The organism is Amycolatopsis sp. lyj-84 (assembly GCF_046549075.1).
GTDB lineage: Bacteria > Actinomycetota > Actinomycetes > Mycobacteriales > Pseudonocardiaceae > Amycolatopsis.
Window position 1 is genome coordinate 351,912 of sequence record NZ_JAJPWO010000006.1, and the last position, 19,411, is coordinate 371,322.

Annotated in this window: 1 protein-coding gene; it reads left to right on the plus strand. The window is 72.1% G+C overall.

Annotated elements, in window-relative coordinates:
- Positions 1-15: 15 nt before the first annotated feature.
- Positions 16-19,371, plus strand: coding sequence for a type I polyketide synthase (locus tag ACLJRM_RS21060; RefSeq protein ID WP_410664038.1), 19,356 nt, complete (start codon positions 16-18; stop codon positions 19,369-19,371).
- The last annotated feature ends 40 nt before the right edge of the window (positions 19,372-19,411 follow it).

Consider the following 19,411-nt stretch of genomic DNA (forward strand, 5'->3'; position numbering starts at 1 on the left):
GAATGGTGAGAACCGATGGCAGACGAGGCGAAGCTCCGGGATTACCTGAAATGGGTGACGACGAATCTGCACGAGACGCGTCAGCGCCTTCGTGACGTCGAGGACCGCTACGGCGAGCCGATCGCGATCGTCGGCATCGGGTGCCGCTATCCCGGCGGGGTGACGTCTCCGAAGGAGTTCTGGCGGCTGCTCTCCACCGGGGCCGATGGCGTCGCCGGGTTCCCGGAGGACCGCGGCTGGGACGCCGAGGCGCTGTTCGGCCGCGAGCCGGACGGCACGGTGCCCAAGCCCGAGGCCGGGTTCATCGACGACGCCAGCGGATTCGACGCCGGATTCTTCGGGGTCAGCCCGCGCGAGGCGGTCGCGATGGACCCGCAGCAGCGGGTGCTGCTGGAGGTCTGCTGGGAAGCGCTGGAGCGGGCGGGGCTCGACCCGACTTCGCTGCGCGGCTCGCAGACCGGCGTGTTCGCGGGCGCCGCGCTGTCCGGCTACGGCTTCGCCGCCGAAGAGGACTTGGACGTCCACCTGATGACCGGGACCTCGACCTCGGTCATCTCCGGCCGGGTGTCCTACTCGCTGGGCCTGGAAGGACCCGCGGTCACCGTCGACACCGCGTGTTCGTCCTCGCTGGTGGCACTGCACCTTGCCTGCCAGTCGATCCGCACCGGCGAATGCGACCTCGCCCTCGCCGGCGGGGTCACCGTCACCGCGATCCCGATCATGTTCACCCAGTTCGCGCGTCAGTTAGGCCTGGCCTCGGACGGACGCTGCAAGGCGTTCTCCGCCGACGCCGACGGCATGGGCGTCGCCGAGGGCGCGGGCATGCTCGTGCTGGAACGGCTGTCGGTCGCCCGGCGCAACGGGCATCCGGTGCTGGCGGTGGTGCGGGGTTCCGCGGTCAACCAGGACGGCGCCTCCAACGGCCTCGCCGCGCCGAACGGCCCCTCGCAGCAGCGAGTGATCCGCGCGGCGCTCTCCAACGCCCGGCTGTCCCCACAGGACGTCGACATGGTGGAGGCGCACGGCACGGGGACGACGCTGGGTGACCCGATCGAGGCGCAGGCGGTGATCGCCACCTACGGCCAGGACCGGGCGGAAGGCCGTCCGACGTGGCTGGGCTCGGTGAAGTCGAACTTCGGGCACACCCAGGCCGCGGCCGGGGTCGCGGGCGTGATCAAGACAGTGCTCGCGCTGCAGCACGAGCGCATGCCGCAGACCTTGCACGCCGACGAGCCGTCGCCGCACATCGACTGGTCGGCCGGGGACGTCCGGCTGCTGTCGGAAGCGCGGCCGTGGCCGTCCGGCGAACGGACCCGCCGGGGCAGCGTGTCCTCGTTCGGGGTGAGCGGCACGAACGCGCACTTCATCATCGAAGAAGCTCCGGCCCTGGAAGAAACCGAGGCCGAGGACAGCACCGAAGACCAGCCGCAGGACACCGTCGAAGTCGCCGAAGTCCGGACCCCGGTGGTGTCGGGTGGCCTCGCCTGGTCGGTCTCCGGCCGGTCGGCGGACGGTCTGCACGCGCAGGCCGCACGGCTGCTCGACTGGACGAGCAGCCGCCCCGGACTGTCCACAGCGGACATTGCCTGGTCGCTCGCCGACACCCGCTCCGTCTTCGAGCACCGCGCCGTGGTGATCGGCGCCGAACGCTCGGAGCTGGTCGGCGGTCTGCGCGAGCTGACCGCCGGGGAGACGGTCTCCTCGGTCGTGACCGGCGTCGCGCACGGACAGGCGCGCACGGTGTTCGTGTTTCCCGGCCAGGGTTCGCAGTGGCTGGGCATGGGTCGTGAGCTGGCACAGGTCAGTCCCGTTTTCGCGGCACGCCTCGCCGAATGCGAGCGAGCGCTGGAGCCCTTCGCGGACTGGAAACTGTCCGAAGTGCTCCAGGACGAGCTGGAGTCGGCGGACCTGGTGCAGCCCGCGCTCTGGGCGGTGATGGTGTCGCTGGCCGCGGTGTGGGAGGCGGCCGGGGTCAACCCCGAAGCCGTCGTCGGCCACTCGCAGGGCGAGATCGCGGCTGCCACGGTGGCGGGCATACTGTCCCTTGAGGACGGTGCGAAGGTGGTGGCGCTGCGTTCGCGGGCGCTACGGGCGATCACCGGCATCGGCGGCATGCTGTCGGTCACCGAACCGGCCGAACGCGTCGAAGAGCGGCTGCAGGCGTGGGACGGGCGGCTGTCGATCGCCGTGATCAACGGTCCTTCGACGGTGGTGGTCTCCGGCGAGATCGAAGCGCTGGGCGAACTGCGTGCGCAGCTTCAGGCGGACGGGATCCGCGAGCGCCTGGTGAAGGTGGACTACGCCTCGCACTGTGCGCAGGTCGAACAGCTCGAAGACGAGATCAAGTCCCTGCTCGCCGAGGTGCGCCCGCAGACCGGACGGGTGCCGCTCGTCTCGGCCGTCACCGGCGAACTGCTCGACGGCACCGCGCTCGACGCCGGGTACTGGTACGACAGCTTGCGCGCCACGGTCCGCTTCGAAAAGGCGGTCCGCACTCTCGCGGGCACGGGCCACCAACTGTTCGTCGAGGTCACGCCGCACCCGGTGCTGCTGGCCTCCATGACCGACACCCTCGACGCGGCCGCCGCCGAAGCGGGTCCGGGCACCCAGCCCGCCGCCGTGTGCGCCACGTTGCGCCGTGACGATGGCGGTGCGACCCGGCTGCTGACCTCGCTGGCCGAGGCTTTCGTCGCCGGGGCCACTGTGGACTGGACGGCCGTGCTCCCCGCCGGAGAGCGGGTGGAACTGCCCACTTACGCGTTCCGCCATGAGCGTTACTGGCCGAAGGGCACCCTCGGGTTGCCCGGCACCAAGACCGTCGGTGGCGGCGACCCGGCGTCGCTGGGCCTCGGCGCCGCCGGGCACCCGCTGCTGGGCGCGGTGGTGGAACTGGCCGACGGCGGCATGCTCGCCTGCACGGGCCGGCTTTCGCTGCGTTCGCACCCGTGGCTGGTCGACCACGCCGTGGGCGGCGTCGTTCTGCTGCCCGGCACCGGATTCGCCGAACTGGTCGCGCAGGCCGGCCGGCAGGTCGGCTGCGCGCTGATCGAAGAACTGACCTTGCAGGCGCCGCTGGTGCTGCCCGCGGACAACACCGGCGTGCAGGTGCAGGTGGTGGTGTCCGCGGCCGACAGCACCGGCCGCCGCGACGTGAACGTCTTCTCCCGGCTCGACCGGCCGGACGAGGACCACGAGTGGGAGAAGAACGCGGCCGCGGTGATCGCCGCCGCCTCCGACAGCCCCGTCCAGACCGCGGATCTCGCGGTGTGGCCGCCGCGGGACGCCACCGCGATCGACATCTCCGACCTGTACACGGTGCATCTCGCCGACGTGTACGGCCCGGCTTTCCAAGGGCTGCAGGCGGTTTGGCTGCGCGGTGAGGACATCTTCGCCGAGGTCGCGCTGCCTGAGCAGGTGGCCGCGGACGCGGAAGCGTACGGGCTGCACCCGGTGCTGCTGGACTCGGCGTTGCTGGCCGGAGTCGTCGCGGACGCGGCGAAGCCGGAGGCGGACGGCGACGGCGATCAGGGCCAGATCCGGATGCCGTTCGCCTGGACGGGCGTGCAGCTGCACTCCCGGGGCGCCGCGACGCTGCGGGTCCGGCTGCGCCGGGACGCACAGGGCAACCTGAGCATGTCCGGTGTGGACGCCGACGGCCGCGCGGTGGTCTCCGTGGGTTCGCTGGTGACCCGGCCGGTCTCGCCGGAGCAGTTGCAGGCCGGGGACGAATGGCTGAAGGAAGCGTTCTTTACCGTCGAGTGGACGCCGTTGGCGGACAAGAACATCCCCGGCGGCGACTGGGCGCTCGTCGGCGCTGACCTGTTCGGCGTGGCCGAGGAACTCGGCGTGGCCGGGATTCCGGTGCAGGCCTACGAAGACGTCGCGCAGCTTGTCGCCGCCGAGACCGTTCCGGCGCTCGTGCTGTCCTGCGTGCAGGGCGACACCGACGACGTGCCGGCCGCGACCCAGCAGGTCACCGCGCACGCCCTCGAAGTGACGCAGGCCGTGCTCGCCGAGCGGAGGCTCGAACCGGCGCGCCTGGTCGTGCTCACCCGGGGCGCGGTCGCCGTGCGGGCCGGGGAAGACCTGTCGGACGTGGCCTCCGGCGCGGTCTGGGGTCTGCTGCGGTCCGCGCAGCTGGAGAACCCGGAGCGGATCGTGCTGGCCGACCTCGCCGTCGCCGGGGAGGTCGCCGCGCTGGCCGCCGCGCTGGGCAGCGGGGAACCGGAACTGGCCGTCCGCGACGGACAGGCCCACGGCCGACGGCTGACCCGCCCGGCCGGTCAGCTGGCGGTGCTCGACCCGGCCGACATCGCACCCGCGCCGGATTCGCGCACCGCGCTGATCACCGGCGGCACCGGAACGCTGGGCGGGGTCGTGGCCCGGCACCTGGTGACCACCCGCCGGGCAGACGGCGTGCTCCTGCTCAGCCGCTCCGGCGCGGGCGCGGACGGAGCGGCCGCCACCGCGGCCGACCTGGCCGAGCGCGGCGCTTCCGTGCGGATCGTCGCGTGCGACGTGGCGGACCGCGACGCGCTGGCCGCGGTGGTGGATGCCGTTCCGGCGAACTGTCCGCTCGGCTCGGTGTTCCACGCCGCGGGCGTCATCGACGACAGCATGGTCGAATCGCTGACCCCGGAGCGCCTCGCCTCGGTCATGCGCCCCAAGGTCGACGCCGGGTGGCATCTGCACGAGCTGACCCGCGACCTCGACCTGACCGACTTCGTGGTCTTCTCCTCGGTCGCCGCCGCCTTCGGTGGCGCCGGGCAGGCGAACTACGCCGCGGGCAACGCTTTCCTCGACGCGCTGGCCGCGCACCGCCGCGCGGCCGGACTCGCGGGCACCTCGCTCGCCTGGGGGCCGTGGATGCCCGAGGCGGGCATCGGCCGCGACCTCGACGAGGTCATGCTGCGCCGGATGACCGGGTCCGGTCTGATGGCGCTGGACGAGCAGGAAGGCCTCGTCCTGCTCGACCTCGCGCTCGGCCGCGCCGACGCGAACCTTGTCACCGCGCGGCTGGACAAGACGGCGCTGCGCGCGCAGGCCGCCGCGACCGGTATCCCGGCGCTGTGGAAGGTGCTGGCCGACGATTTCCTCCCGCGCCGTGCGGTCGCCGCCGCGGACACCGGGGGTGCCGGCGCTTCCGACGGGCTGCGCCGCGAACTCGCCGGGCTGGCCGGGGCGGAACGCGACCGGGTGCTGGTCGACCTGGTCCGCACGCACGCGGCCGCGGTGCTCGGGCACTCCTCCGGCGACGCGATCGAGCCGGGCAAGCCGTTCACCGACCTCGGGTTCGACTCGCTGATCGCGGTCGAGTTCCGGAACCGGCTGAACCCGGCGACCGGGCTGCGGCTGCCCGCCACGCTGGTCTTCGACTACCCGAACCCGGTGGCACTGGCCGGTTTCCTGTGGGAGCAGCTCGCCGACGACCTGGAGGACCTCGCCGGCGTCGAAGCGCCCGCCGCCGCACCGGCGCCGCAGGCGGTGGTGGACGGCGAGCCGATCGCGATCGTCGGCATGGCCTGCCGGTTCCCCGGCGGCGCGACCAGCCCCGAGACGCTGTGGGAGATGCTCTCCACCGGCGGCGAAGGGCTCTCCACCTTCCCGACCGACCGCGGGTGGGATCTGGAGGCGCTCTACGACCCGGATTCCGAACGCACGGGGACTTCCTACACGCAGGTCGGCGGTTTCCTCCGGGAGGCCAGTGCGTTCGACCCCGGGTTCTTCGGGATCAGCCCGCGCGAGGCGCTCGCGATGGACCCGCAGCAGCGGTTGCTGCTGGAGACCTCGTGGGAGGCGTTCGAACGCGCCGGGATCGACCCAGCGACGCTGCGCGGCTCCCAGACCGGCGCGTTCGTCGGCGGCTACGGCTCTTCCTACCTGGCGCTCAGCATGGAGGACGAGGAGGAGCTGGAGAACCTCGGCCCGCACCTGATGACCGGCAACGCGGCCAGCGTGCTGTCCGGCCGGGTTTCCTATGCGCTCGGCCTGGAAGGCCCGGCCGTCACCGTCGACACCGCGTGCTCGTCCTCGCTGGTCGCGCTGCATCTGGCGACTCAGGCGCTGCGCGGCGGCGAATGCTCGCTGGCGCTGGCCGGCGGGGCCACGGTCATGGCCAGCCCGGACGGGTTCCTGGCCTTCTCCCACGCTCGCGGTCTCGCGGCGGACGGCCGGTCGAAGGCGTTCGCGGACGCCGCGGACGGCATGGGCATGGCCGAGGGCGCGGGCATGCTCGTGCTGGAGCGGCTGTCGGATGCCCGGCGCAACGGGCACCCGGTGCTGGCCGTGGTGCGGGGTTCGGCGATCAACCAGGACGGTGCGTCGAACGGGTTGACGGCGCCGAATGGACCTTCGCAGCAGCGGGTCATCCGGGCGGCGCTGGCGAATGCCGGGTTGTCGGCGTCCGATGTGGACGTGGTGGAAGCGCACGGCACTGGGACGACGCTGGGCGACCCGATCGAGGCGCAGGCGTTGCTGGCGGCTTACGGACGTGATCGGGACCGTCCGCTGTGGCTGGGCTCGGTCAAGTCCAACATCGGGCACACCCAGGCCGCGGCCGGGGTGGCGGGGCTGATCAAGATGGTGCTCGCGTTGCGGCACGAAGAGCTTCCGCAGACGCTCCACGTGGACACGCCTTCGTCGCATGTGGACTGGGAGGCCGGAGATGTCCGGCTGCTGACCGAAAAGCGGCCGTGGACGCCCGGTGACCGGGTCCGCCGCGCCGGGGTTTCGGCGTTCGGTGTCAGCGGCACCAACGCGCACGTGATCATGGAAGAAGCCCCCGCTTTCGAGGGCACCGCGGAGGTCGCGGCTCCGGAGCCGGTGCTGTCCGGCGCGGGCGCGTGGGTGCTGTCCGGCCGGTCCGGCGCCGCGCTGGCGGCGCAGGCGGACCGGTTGCGGGAATGGGCGCTGGCGAACCCGGACGCGGACCCGGTCGACGTGGGCTGGTCGCTGGCCACCACCCGGTCGGTGTTCGAACACCGCGCGGTGGTCGTCGGCGAGCCGTCCGGCGGGCTCGAAAGCCTGTCCGCCGGGGTGACCTCCTCCGAGCTGGTCTCGGGGGTGTCGGAGTCCGGCACCCGAGTGGCGTTCGTGTTCGCGGGCCAGGGTTCGCAGTGGGTCGGCATGGGCCGGGAGCTCGCGCAGGTGAGCCCTGTGTTCGCGGCGCGGCTGGCGGAGTGCGAGGCGGCTTTGGAGTCTTTTGTGGACTGGAAGCTGTCCGATGTGCTCGAAGGCGAGCTGGAGTCGGCGGATGTCGTGCAGCCTGCCTTGTGGGCGGTGATGGTGTCTCTCGCCGCGATGTGGGAGGCGGCTGGCGTCCGTCCGGATGCCGTGATCGGGCACTCGCAGGGCGAGATCGCGGCGGCGACTGTTGCGGGCATGTTGTCCCTTACGGACGGTGCGAAGGTCGTTGCGCTGCGGTCGAAGTCTCTGAAGGCCCTGGCAGGCCTGGGCGGCATGTTGTCGGTGAGCGCGGCTGCCGCCGAAGTGGAAGAGCGGCTGGGCCGGTGGGGCGAGCGGCTGTCGCTCGCCGCGGTGAACGGTCCGTCCGCGGTGGTGGTTTCCGGCGCGCCGGAGGCGTTGGCGGAGCTGAAGTCCGAACTGGACACCGAAGGCGTGCGGGCGCGGACGGTCGCGGTGGATTACGCGTCGCACTGTGCGCAGGTGGAAAGCCTGGAAGAGGAGATCCGCGCGGTGCTGGCGGGGATCGAGCCGCGGCGTGGCCGGGTGCCGATGGTGTCGGCGATGACCGGGGAGAACCTCACCGGCGAAGAACTCGACGCCGGCTACTGGTACGAAAGCCTGCGCGCGCCGGTGTACTACGAGCGCGCCGTGCGCATCCTTGCCGACCGCGGCTACCAGCTGTTCATCGAGGTGACGCCGCATCCGGTGCTTCTCGGCGCGACGAACGACACCGTCGAGGACGCCGCGGCCGCCGCGGGTCCCGGCGCGGTGGTGGCCGCGGTGTGCGGCACCCTGCGGCGCGACGACGACAGCGCCGCCCGAGTGGTCCGGTCGATGGCCGAAGCCTTCGTGCGCGGTGCCTCGGTGGACTGGACCTTGCTGCTGCCTGCCGGGCGGCGCATCGAACTGCCCACCTACGCGTTCCAGCACCAGCGGTACTGGCCCGCCGGTGCGCTTCCCCTGCCGACAGCCAAATCCTCTGGCGACGGCCGGCTCGTCAGCTCCGCGGCGGACGCCGAATTCTGGTCGGCCGTGGAGAAGGGCGACCTGGCTTCGCTCGGCGAAACGCTGTCGCGGGAAGGGGCGCGTCCGTTCAACGAGGTGCTGCCCGCGCTGGCGTCCTGGCACCGCGGGGAACAGGACCGTTCGACCGCCGCGAACTGGCGGTACCGGGTCGGCTGGGCCGCGGTCGCGGAACCCGGGACCGGGTCGCTGACCGGTGCCTGGCTGCTGGTGGTCCCCGAGGGCGTCGAGCCGGTGTGCGCGGCCGCGTTGTCCGCGCGTGGTGCCGAGGTCGTCGTGGCCGAGGTCCCGGCCGGTGTCGTGGACCGGGCTGAAATCCTGGCGGGCGCCGAATTCGGCGAGCTGTCCGGGGTGGTGTCGCTGCTGGCGCTGGACGAGTCGCCGGTGGCCGGGCATTCCTCGGTGCCGGTGGGCTTGGCGGCGACGCTCGGCCTGGTGCAAGCGCTCGGCGACGCCGGGCAGAACGTGCCGCTGTGGGTGCTCACCCGCGGCGCCGTGGCGGCCGGGCTGGGCGAGACTCTCGCGAGCCCGGTGCAGGCGCAGGTCTGGGGCCTGGGCCGAGTGGTCGGCCTGGAGCACCCGGAGCGTTGGGGCGGGCTGATCGACCTGCCGGAGACCTTCGACGAGCGTGCGGGTGCGCGGCTCGTGTCGGTGCTCGCCGGGGCGGGGGAGCCCGAGGTGGCCCTGCGCCCGGCCGGGATTCTCGGCCGCCGTCTGTCGCGGGTGCCTCGCCCGCGTGCGGGCCGGACCTGGTCGCCGCGAGGCACGGCGCTGGTCACCGGCGGCACCGGCGCGATCGCCGGTCATGTGTCGCGTTGGCTGGCTGAGCAGGGTGCGCCGCGCGTGGTGCTGACCGGACGTTCCGGGCCCGCTGCGGCCGGCGTCGCCGAGACGGCGGCGTGGCTGGCGGAGCAGGGCACCGCGGTGGACGTGGTTTCCTGCGATGTCACCGATCGGTCGGCGTTGGCCGGGCTGATCGCCCGGTGCGGTCCGGAGTTGTCTTCGGTGCTGCACACCGCCGCGGTGCTGGATGACGGCGTGGTGGACCGGTTGTCGGTGCCGCGCCTGGAGACGGTGCTGGCGGCGAAGGCGGCGGCCGCCGCTCACCTGGACGAGTTGACCGCGGATCTCGATCTGGATGCGTTCGTGCTGTTCTCGTCGGCGGCTTCGACGTTGGGCGGTCCGGGGCAGGGCAACTACGCGGCGGCGAATGCGTACCTGGACGCGCTGGCGGAGCATCGCCAGGCGCGCGGACTGGCCGGTCTGTCGGTCGCCTGGGGGCTGTGGGCCGGGATCGGGCTGGCCGACTCGAACGAGGCCATCCGGTCGCGGATGCGCCGCATCCCGATGCCCGCGATGGAGCCGAAGCTCGCCGTGCGCGCGCTGGCCGATTCGCTGGCGGGCACCGACCCTGTGGTCACCGTGATGGACGTGGACTGGGAGCAGCTCGGGTCCGCCGCGGGCACCGCCGAAGTGCACCAGATGCCGCTGGTGCGGGACATGCCGGAGATCCGCCGGCTGGCCGCCGCCACCGCGGCGAACCGGACCGCGGCCCCGGCGGCGGGCGAGCTGGCGCAGCAGCTCGCCGGGCTCAGCCACGCCGAACAGGAACGCGTGCTGACCGATGTGGTCCGCGCGCAGGCCGCGGTGGTCCTCGGGCACGCGTCGGCCGAGATGGTGCAGGCCCGGCAGGCGTTCCGGGACCTCGGGTTCGACTCGCTGACCTCGGTGGAATTGCGCAACCAGCTCAACGCGGCCACCAAGCTGCGGCTGCCCGCCACGCTGGTCTTCGACTACCCGACGCCGCTCGCGCTGGCCGGTTTCCTGCGCGGCGAGCTGATGGGCGACCAGGAACAGGTCGCGGCGCCGGTGGCCCCCGTGGCGGCGCTGCCGGTGGACGAGCCGTTGGCGATCGTGGGGATGGCGTGCCGGTTCCCGGGTGGTGCGGCGAGTCCGGACGAGTTCTGGGAGATGTTGCGTTCGGGTACGGATGCGGTGGGTGCGTTCCCGACCGATCGCGGTTGGGATCTGGAAGGGTTCTACGACCCGGACCGGGAGAGCGAAGGCACCACCTACACCCGTTCCGGTGCTTTCCTGCGGGACGCCACCGGTTTCGACGCCGGGTTCTTCGGGATCAGCCCGCGCGAGGCGTTGGCGATGGACCCGCAGCAGCGGTTGCTGCTGGAAACCGCCTGGCAGGCCGTGGAAGGCGCCGGGATCGACCCGACCACGCTCAAGGGCAGCGCCACCGGCGTGTTCGCGGGCGGTTTCGGCTCCGGCTATGCCATCGGCATGGCGCTGACCGGTCAGGACGGCGCCGGGGTCGAAGGGCACCTGATGACGGGCAACTCGACGAGTGTGCTGTCGGGGCGGCTGTCCTATGTGCTCGGTCTGGAAGGGCCCGCGGTCACGATCGACACGGCGTGTTCGTCGTCGCTGGTGGCACTGCATCTCGCGGTTCAGGCGGTGCGCTCGGGCGAGTGTTCGCTGGCGCTGGCCGGTGGTGTCACGGTGATGGCGACTCCGTTCTCCTTCGTCGAGTTCTCGCGCCAGCAGGGCTTGTCCGTGGACGGGCGATGCCGGGCGTTCGCGGACGACGCCGATGGCACCGGCTGGGCCGAGGGCGTGGGCATGCTGGTCGTCGAAAGGCTCTCCGATGCTCGGCGCAAGGGCCACGAAGTCCTCGCCTTGGTGCGGGGAAGCGCGATCAACCAGGACGGTGCGTCCAACGGTCTGTCCGCGCCGAACGGTCCTTCGCAGCAGCGGGTCATCCGGGCGGCGCTGGCGAACGCCGGGTTGTCGGCGTCCGAAGTGGACGTGGTGGAGGCACACGGCACGGGGACGACGCTGGGTGACCCGATCGAGGCGCAGGCGTTGCTGGCGACCTACGGCCAGGAACGGGCTGGGGATCGTCCACTGTGGCTGGGTTCGGTGAAGTCGAACATCGGGCACACGCAGGCCGCGGCCGGTGTCGCTGGCGTGATCAAGATGGTGCTGGCGTTGCGGAACAAGGAACTTCCGCGGACGCTGCACGCCGAGACGCCGTCGTCGCATGTGGACTGGACGGCCGGCCGGGTCGAATTGCTGACGGAGAACGTGGCTTGGGAATCCGAGGGACGGGTTCGCCGGGCGGGCGTGTCGGCGTTCGGGATCAGCGGTACGAACGCGCATGTGATCGTGGAGGAAGCGCCTGCCGTCGAAGAGGTTCCAGCGGTGGAGCCGGCTCCGGTGGTGTCGGGCGTGCGGCCTTGGGTGTTGTCGGGTCGCAGCGCGGACGGGTTGCTCGCGCAGGCGGGTCGGCTTCGCGAGTGGGTGGTCGGCCGTGGGCTGGACCCGGTGGATGTCGGGTGGTCGTTGGCGACTACGCGGTCGGTGTTCGAGCACCGGGCCGTGGTGGTCGGGGACGATGTGCTGAGCGGTTTGTCGGATTTGGCGGCTGGGGTGTCGTCGGGTTCGGTGGTGTCCGGGGTTGCCGATCTGAGTGCTCGAGTGGGTTTGGTGTTCGCGGGTCAGGGTTCGCAGTGGGCTGGTATGGGCCGGGCACTGTATGAGTCGAGTCCGGTGTTCGCCCAGGCATTCGACCGGGTTTCGGGTCTGTTGGAGCTGGAGCTGGGTGTTTCGGTTCGGGACGTCGTGCTGGATTCGGAGACACCGGGCAGCGATCAGACCCTTTACGCACAGGCTGGGTTGTTCGCCTTCGAGGTGGCGTTGTTCGAGGTGCTGCGCGCCGCCGGGGTTCGGGCGGATGCGGTGGTGGGGCATTCGGTGGGTGAGATTGCGGCGGCGTATGCGGCGGGGGTTCTTTCCCTGTCGGATGCGTGTCGTCTGGTCGCTACTCGTGCTCGGTTGATGCAGGCGTTGCCGGTGGGTGGTGCGATGGCGGCGATCAACGCGCCGGAGGCCGAGGTGCTGGAGTCGCTGGAGCCGGGGGTGTCGATCGCGGCGGTGAACGGGGCGGAGTCCGTGGTGGTCTCTGGCGAGGCCGACGCGGTCGAGCGCATCGTGGCGCGGTGGAAGGAGCAGGGCCGTCGTGCTCGGCGGCTGCGGGTGAGCCATGCGTTCCATTCCGCCGCCATGGATCCGGTGCTGGACGAGCTGGGCGAAGTGGCCGCGGGGTTGGCGTACGAGCGTCCGGAGCTGTTGTGGGCAGGTGCGTTGACCGGTGAGCTGGTCGCTGACTGCGAGGCCGAGTACTGGCCCGCGCAGACGCGGGGAGCGGTGCGGTTCGCGGATGCGGTGGCTGCGCTGGTGGAGCAGGGGATTTCGGTGTTCCTGGAGGTCGGCCCGGACGGTTCGCTGTCCGCGCTCGGCACCGCGGACGCCGCGTTCGTCCCCTTGCAGCGCAAGGACGGCACTGGCCTGATCGCCGGGCTGGCGCAGGCGTTCGTGCAGGGCGTGGGCGTGGACTGGAGCACGCTGATTCCCCAGGGGAACCGCGCGCAGCTGCCGACGTATGCCTTCCAGCACCAGCGTTACTGGCCGGACGGCATCCTGGCGATGCCGAAGGCCGGTGCGGACGACAGCCCCACCTCCGCCGCCGACGCCGAATTCTGGGCGGCGGTGGAGAACGGCGACCTCACCGAACTCGCCGATCGACTGTCCATCGAGGACCACACGAAGCTCGGCGAGGTGCTGCCCGCGTTGGCTTCCTGGCGGCGGCGCGAGCAGAACCGTTCGGCCACCGCGGACTGGCGCTACCGGATCAACTGGACGCCGGTCGAGGGACTCGACCCGCGGCCGCTGACCGGCACCTGGCTGCTCGTCGCCCCGGCGGACCACGACGTCACCGGCTACGCCGAGGCGTTGTCCTCGCGCGGCGCGGAGACCCGGGTGGTCCGGCTCCCGGCCGGCACGGCGGACCGCCTCGAGATCGCGGCCGAGTTCGACGACGTCGATCCCGCCGAAGTGCGCGGCGTGCTGTCGCTGCTGGCCTTGGACGAGACCTCAACGCCGGGACATCCCGTGGTGGCCGGGGGATTGGCGGCCACGCTCGGCCTGGTGCAGGCACTCGGCGACGTGATCATCGACGCCCCGCTGTGGCTGGCTACGCGCGGTGCGGTGGCGGCCGGCGCCGGGGAGACACTGGCGAGCCCGGTGCAGGCGCAGGTCTGGGGCTTCGGCCGCGTCGCCGGTCTCGAACACCCCGACCGCTGGGGCGGGCTGATCGACCTGCCGGAGACCTTCGACGAGCGTGCGGGTGCGCGGCTGGTTTCGGTGCTCGCCGGGGCCGGGGAGCCCGAGGTCGCCATCCGGCCGGCGGGCGTGCTCGGCCGTCGGCTGGGCCGCGCCGCGCGGGGCCGGGACGCCGAGGGCTGGTCGCCCCGGGGCGCGGTGCTGATCACCGGCGGGACCGGCGCGATCGCGGGCCACGTGTCGCACTGGCTGGCCGAGCGCGGTGCGCCGCGCGTGGTGCTGACCAGCCGTTCCGGCGCCGGTGCGCGTGACGTCGCGGGGACGGCGGCGCTGCTCGCCGAGCGGGGAACCTCCGTCGACGTGGTGGCGTGCGACGTCACCGATCGGTCGGCGTTGGCGGGCCTGGTCGAGTGGTGCGGTTCGCAGTTGTCTTCGGTGCTGCACACCGCGGGCGTGCTGGACGACGGCGTGGTGGACCGGTTGTCGGTGCCACGCCTGGAATCGGTGCTGGCCGCGAAAGCCGCGTCGGCGGGTTACCTGGACGAGCTGACCGCGGATCTCGATTTGGATGCGTTCGTGCTGTTTTCGTCGGCGGCTTCGACGTTGGGTGGTCCTGGGCAGGGCAATTATGCGGCGGCGAATGCGTATCTGGACGCGCTGGCGGAGCATCGCCGGGCGCGCGGGCTGGCCGGGCTGACGGTGGCCTGGGGTGTCTGGGCGGGCGGCGGTTTCGCCGAATCGAGCGAGGTGGTGCGGGAACGGGTCAAGCGCGGCCTGATGCCCGCGATGGACCCACAGCTCGCCGCGCGGGCGCTCGGCGAAGCCCTCGACGGACCGGACGCCGCGGTCACCGTGATGGACGTCGACTGGGCACAGCTGGAGTCCTCCGCCGAACTGCGGAACGCGCCGTTGGTGCAGGAGCTGCCGGAAGTGCGGCGGCTCGGCTCCGCCAAGGCCGCCGCGGACACTACGCGCGGCGAGGGCGACCTCGCCCGCACGCTGGCCGGGCTGAACCCGACGGAGCAGGAGCGGGTGCTCACCGAACTGGTGCGCACCGAGGTGGCGATCGTGCTCGGGCACGCCTCGGCGGAGGCGATCGAGGACCGGAAGGCGTTCAAGGACCTCGGGTTCGACTCGCTGACCTCGGTGGAACTGCGCAACCGGCTGGGTGCGGCGACCGGCGAGCGGCTGCCCGCGACGGTGGTGTTCGACTACCCGACGCCGGTGGCGCTGGCCGCGTTCCTCCGCGAGGAACTGACCGGCGACCTGACCGCCCCCGTGGTCGCGGCTCCCGTGGCGGCGGTGCCGGTGGACGAGCCGTTGGCGATCGTGGGGATGGCGTGCCGGTTCCCGGGTGGTGCGGCGAGTCCTGATGAGTTCTGGGAGATGTTGCGTTCGGGTACGGATGCGGTGGGTGCGTTCCCGACCGATCGCGGTTGGGATCTGGAAGGGTTCTACGACCCCGACCGGGGCAGCGCCGGCACCTCCTACACGCAGTCGGGCGCGTTCCTGCGCGACGCCACGGAGTTCGACGCGGCGTTCTTCGGGATCAGCCCGCGCGAGGCGCTGGCGATGGACCCGCAGCAGCGACTGCTCCTGCAGACCTCGTGGGAAGCGTTGGAGCGCTCCGGAATCGACCCCGCCGCGCTCAAGGGCACCGCTACCGGCGTGTTCGCCGGTGGCTTCGCTTCCGGCTACGGGTTCGGCGTCACCCTGTCCGGCCAAGCCGGTTCCGGTGCCGAAGGGCACCTGATGACGGGCAACTCGACGAGTGTGCTGTCGGGGCGGCTGTCCTATGTGCTCGGTCTGGAAGGGCCTGCGGTCACGATCGACACGGCTTGTTCGTCGTCGTTGGTGGCACTGCATCTCGCGGTTCAGGCGGTGCGGTCGGGCGAGTGTTCGCTGGCGCTGGCCGGCGGGGTCACCGTGATGGCCAACCCCGGCACTTTCGTCGACTTCTCGCGCCAGCAGGGGCTTTCCACCGACGGGCGGTGCCGGGCATTCTCTGACGACGCGGATGGCACCGGCTGGGGCGAAGGCGTGGGCATGCTGGTCGTCGAACGGCTCTCCGACGCCGAGCGCAACGGCCATCGCGTGCTGGCTGTGGTGCGGGGTTCGGCGGTGAATCAGGATGGTGCGTCGAATGGTTTGACGGCGCCGAATGGTCCTTCGCAGCAGCGGGTGATTCGGGCGGCGTTGGCGAATGCCGGGTTGTCGGGGTCCGATGTGGACGTGGTGGAGGCGCACGGCACCGGGACGAAGCTCGGGGACCCGATCGAGGCGCAGGCGTTGCTGGCCACGTACGGGCGGGACCGGGACCGTCCGCTGTGGCTGGGTTCGGTGAAGTCGAACATCGGGCACACACAGGCCGCGGCCGGTGTGGCTGGCGTGATCAAGATGGTGCTGGCGTTGCAGCATCAGGAGATTCCGCGCACGCTGCACGCCGAGCACCCGTCGTCGCATGTGGACTGGACGGCCGGCCGGGTCGAGCTGCTGACCGAGAACACGCCGTGGCCGGCCGCCGGAAGTCCGCGCCGCGCCGGTGTCTCCGCGTTCGGGATGAGCGGCACCAACGCGCACGTCATCGTCGAGGAGGCTCCCGCGCCGGAGCCCGCGGCCACCGTGCCGGCCGACGATCCCACGGCCTGGGTGTTGTCGGGCCGCAGCGCTGACGGGCTGGCCGCGCAGGCGGGTCGGCTTCGTGAGTGGGTGGCCGGGCGTGGGCTGGATCCGGTGGATGTCGGCTGGGCGTTGGCCACCACGCGGTCGGTGTTCGAGCACCGGGCCGTGGTGCTGGGCGACGATCTCCTGAGCGGGCTGGACAGCCTGATCGGGGAAGTGTCGTCGGGTTCGGTGGTTTCGGGCGTCGCGGATCCGGGTGCTCGGGTCGGTTTGGTGTTCGCGGGCCAGGGTTCGCAATGGGCTGGTATGGGTTGGGACCTCTACGAGGCGAACCCGGTGTTCGCCCAGGCCTTCGACCGGGTTTCGGGTCTGTTGGAGCTGGAGCTGGGCGTTGCGGTCCGGGATGTGGTGCTGGATCCGGGAACCCGGGACGGCGATCAGACCTTGTTCGCACAGGCGGGATTGTTCGCCTTCGAGGTGGCGTTGTTCGAGGTGTTGCGCGCCGCGGGTGTTCGGGCGGATGCGGTGGTCGGGCATTCGGTGGGTGAGGTCGCCGCGGCGTATGCGGCTGGCGTGCTTTCTCTGCCTGACGCGTGTCGTCTGGTCGCTACTCGTGCGCGGTTGATGCAGGCGTTGCCGGTGGGTGGTGCGATGGCGGCGATCAACGCGCCGGAGGCCGAGGTGGCCGAGACGCTGGTCGACGGCATGTCGATCGCGGCGGTGAACGGTCCGGAGTCGGTGGTGGTTTCCGGTGAGACCGAGGAGGTCGACCAGCTTGTCGCGCTCTGGAAGGAGCGCGGGAACCGGGTTCGGCGGCTGCGGGTGAGCCACGCCTTCCACTCGGCGGCGATGGATCCGGTGCTGGATGAGCTGCGTCAGGTGGCTGAAGGGCTCACGTACGAGCGTCCGGAGCTGTTGTGGGCGGGTGCGTTGACCGGTGAGCTGGTCGCTGACTGCGAGGCCGAGTACTGGCCCGCGCAGACGCGTCGCCCGGTCCGGTTCGGGGACGCGGTGGAGTCCCTTGTGGCGCAGGGGATTTCGGTGTTCCTGGAGGTCGGGCCGGACGGTTCGTTGTCCGCGCTCAGCCCGGCCGATGCGGCGTTCGTGCCGTTGCAGCGCAAGGACGGCACCGGCCTGATGGCCGGGCTGGCGCAGGCTTTCGTGCGCGGCGTGCACGTGGACTGGCGTGCCGTGCTGCCCGCCGGCCAGCGGCTGGACCTGCCGACCTACGCCTTCCGCACGGAACGGTTCTGGCCGGAAGGCATCCTGAAGCTGCCGAAGGCCGGCGCGACGGAGGTCCAGGACAGCGCGGCCGACGCCGAGTTCTGGGCGGCGGTCGAAGGGGGCGACCTGAGCGGTCTCGCCGACTCGCTGTCGGTGGACAGCACGCGGCCGTTCCACGAGGTGCTGCCCGCGCTGGCCTCCTGGCGGCGACGCGAACAGGACCGGTCGACCACCGCGAACTGGCGTTACCGCATCACCTGGGCTCCGGTCTCGGAGCCGGACGCCCGCGTGTTGTCCGGGACCTGGCTCGTCGTCGCGCCGAACGCCGACACTGCCCGGGATTGCTTGGCAGCGCTGGAAACCCGGGGCGCGGACGTGACCGTGGTCGAATGCCCGGCCGGGACGGTGGACCGTGCCGAGTTCACCGCGCTGCTGTCTGACATTGACCGCGATGCGGTGTCCGGGGTGGTTTCGCTGCTGGCCCTGGACGAGACGCCGGTCGCCGGGCACGCTTCGGTGCCGGCGGGCTTGGCGGCGACGCTCGGCCTGGTGCAGGCGCTCGGCGACGCCGGGGTGACCGCCCCGCTGTGGCTGGCGACCCGGGGCGCGGTGGCGGCCGGGCCGGGGGAGACCCTGGTCAGCCCGGTGCAGGCGCAGGTGTGGGGTCTGGGCCGGGTGGTCGGCTTGGAACACCCGGAGCGTTGGGGCGGGCTGCTCGACCTGCCGGAGACGCTCGACGAGCGTGCGGGTGCGCGGCTGGTTTCGGTGCTCGCCGGGTGCGGCGAGTCCGAGGTCGCGCTCCGTTCGGCCGGGCTGCTCGGCCGTCGGCTCGTGCACGCCGGACGACCGGCGTCGCAGCCGTGGACGCCGCGAGGTACGGCGCTGCTCACCGGCGGCACCGGCGCGATCGCCGGGCATGTCGCGAGGTGGCTCGCCGAACAGGGCGCGCCTCGGGTCGTGCTGACCAGCCGTTCCGGTCCCTCGGCACGCGGGGTCGCCGCGACCGTCGCGGAACTGGCCGCGCTGGGCACCTCGGTCGAGGTGGTGGCGTGCGACGTCACGGAGCGGTCGGCGTTGGCGGGCTTGGTCGAGTGGTGCGGTCCGGAGCTGTCCTCCGTGCTGCACACCGCGGGCGTGCTGGACGACGGCGTGCTGGACCGGCTTTCGGTGCCGCGTTTGGAGTCGGTGCTGGCCGCGAAAGCCGCGTCGGCGGGTTACCTGGACGAGCTGACCGCGGATCTCGATTTGGATGCGTTCGTGCTGTTTTCGTCGGCGGCTTCGACGTTGGGTGGTCCTGGGCAGGGCAATTATGCGGCGGCGAATGCGTACCTGGACGCGCTTGCGGAGCATCGCCGGGCGCGCGGACTGGCCGGGCTGACGGTGGCCTGGGGTGTCTGGGCCGGTGGCGGGCTCGCCGAGTCCACCGAGGCGGCGCGCAAACGGCTCGAACGCGGCGCGATGCCCGCGATGGACCCGAGGCTGGCCGCGCGGGCGCTGGGCGAGGCCCTGCGCGGACCGGACCCGGTGCTCACCGTGATGGACGTCGACTGGACCGAACTCGCCTCGGGGCCGGGCACGGCGGGGCTGCGCGCCGCGCCGCTGATGCGGGACCTGCCGGAGATCCGCCGGATGGCGAGCACCGCGGCCGAGCCGTCGGCCCGCCCCGAAGGGGACCTGGCCAGCCGGCTGGCCGGACTGGGCCGCGCGGAGCAGGAGCGGGTGCTCACCGAACTGGTGCGCACCGAGGTGGCGATCGTGCTCGGGCACGCCTCGGCGGAGGCGATCGAGGACCGGAAGGCGTTCAAGGACCTCGGGTTCGACTCGCTGACCTCGGTGGAACTGCGCAACCGGCTCGGTGCCGCGACCGGGCGGCAACTGCCCGCGACGCTCGTGTTCGACTACCCGACCCCGAGCGAACTCGCCGCGTGGCTGCGGACCGAACTGCTGCCGGACGGCCCGGACGACGCCGCGGAGCCGGTGCTGGCCGAGATCGGCCGGCTGGAAGCCGCGCTGCGGGACGGGGCTGGCGACGAACCGGTGTGGGCCGAAGCAGGCGAACGGCTGCGCAGGCTGCTGGAGGTCATCGGCGACCAGACCACCGCAAAGACCAAGAAACGGCGCGAGGAAGACCTCGAGACCGCCTCCGACGACGAGCTGTTCGCACTCGTCGACGGACTCGAGTGAATCCGCGCCGCCGATCGTGAACCATCGAACATCCTGGCTA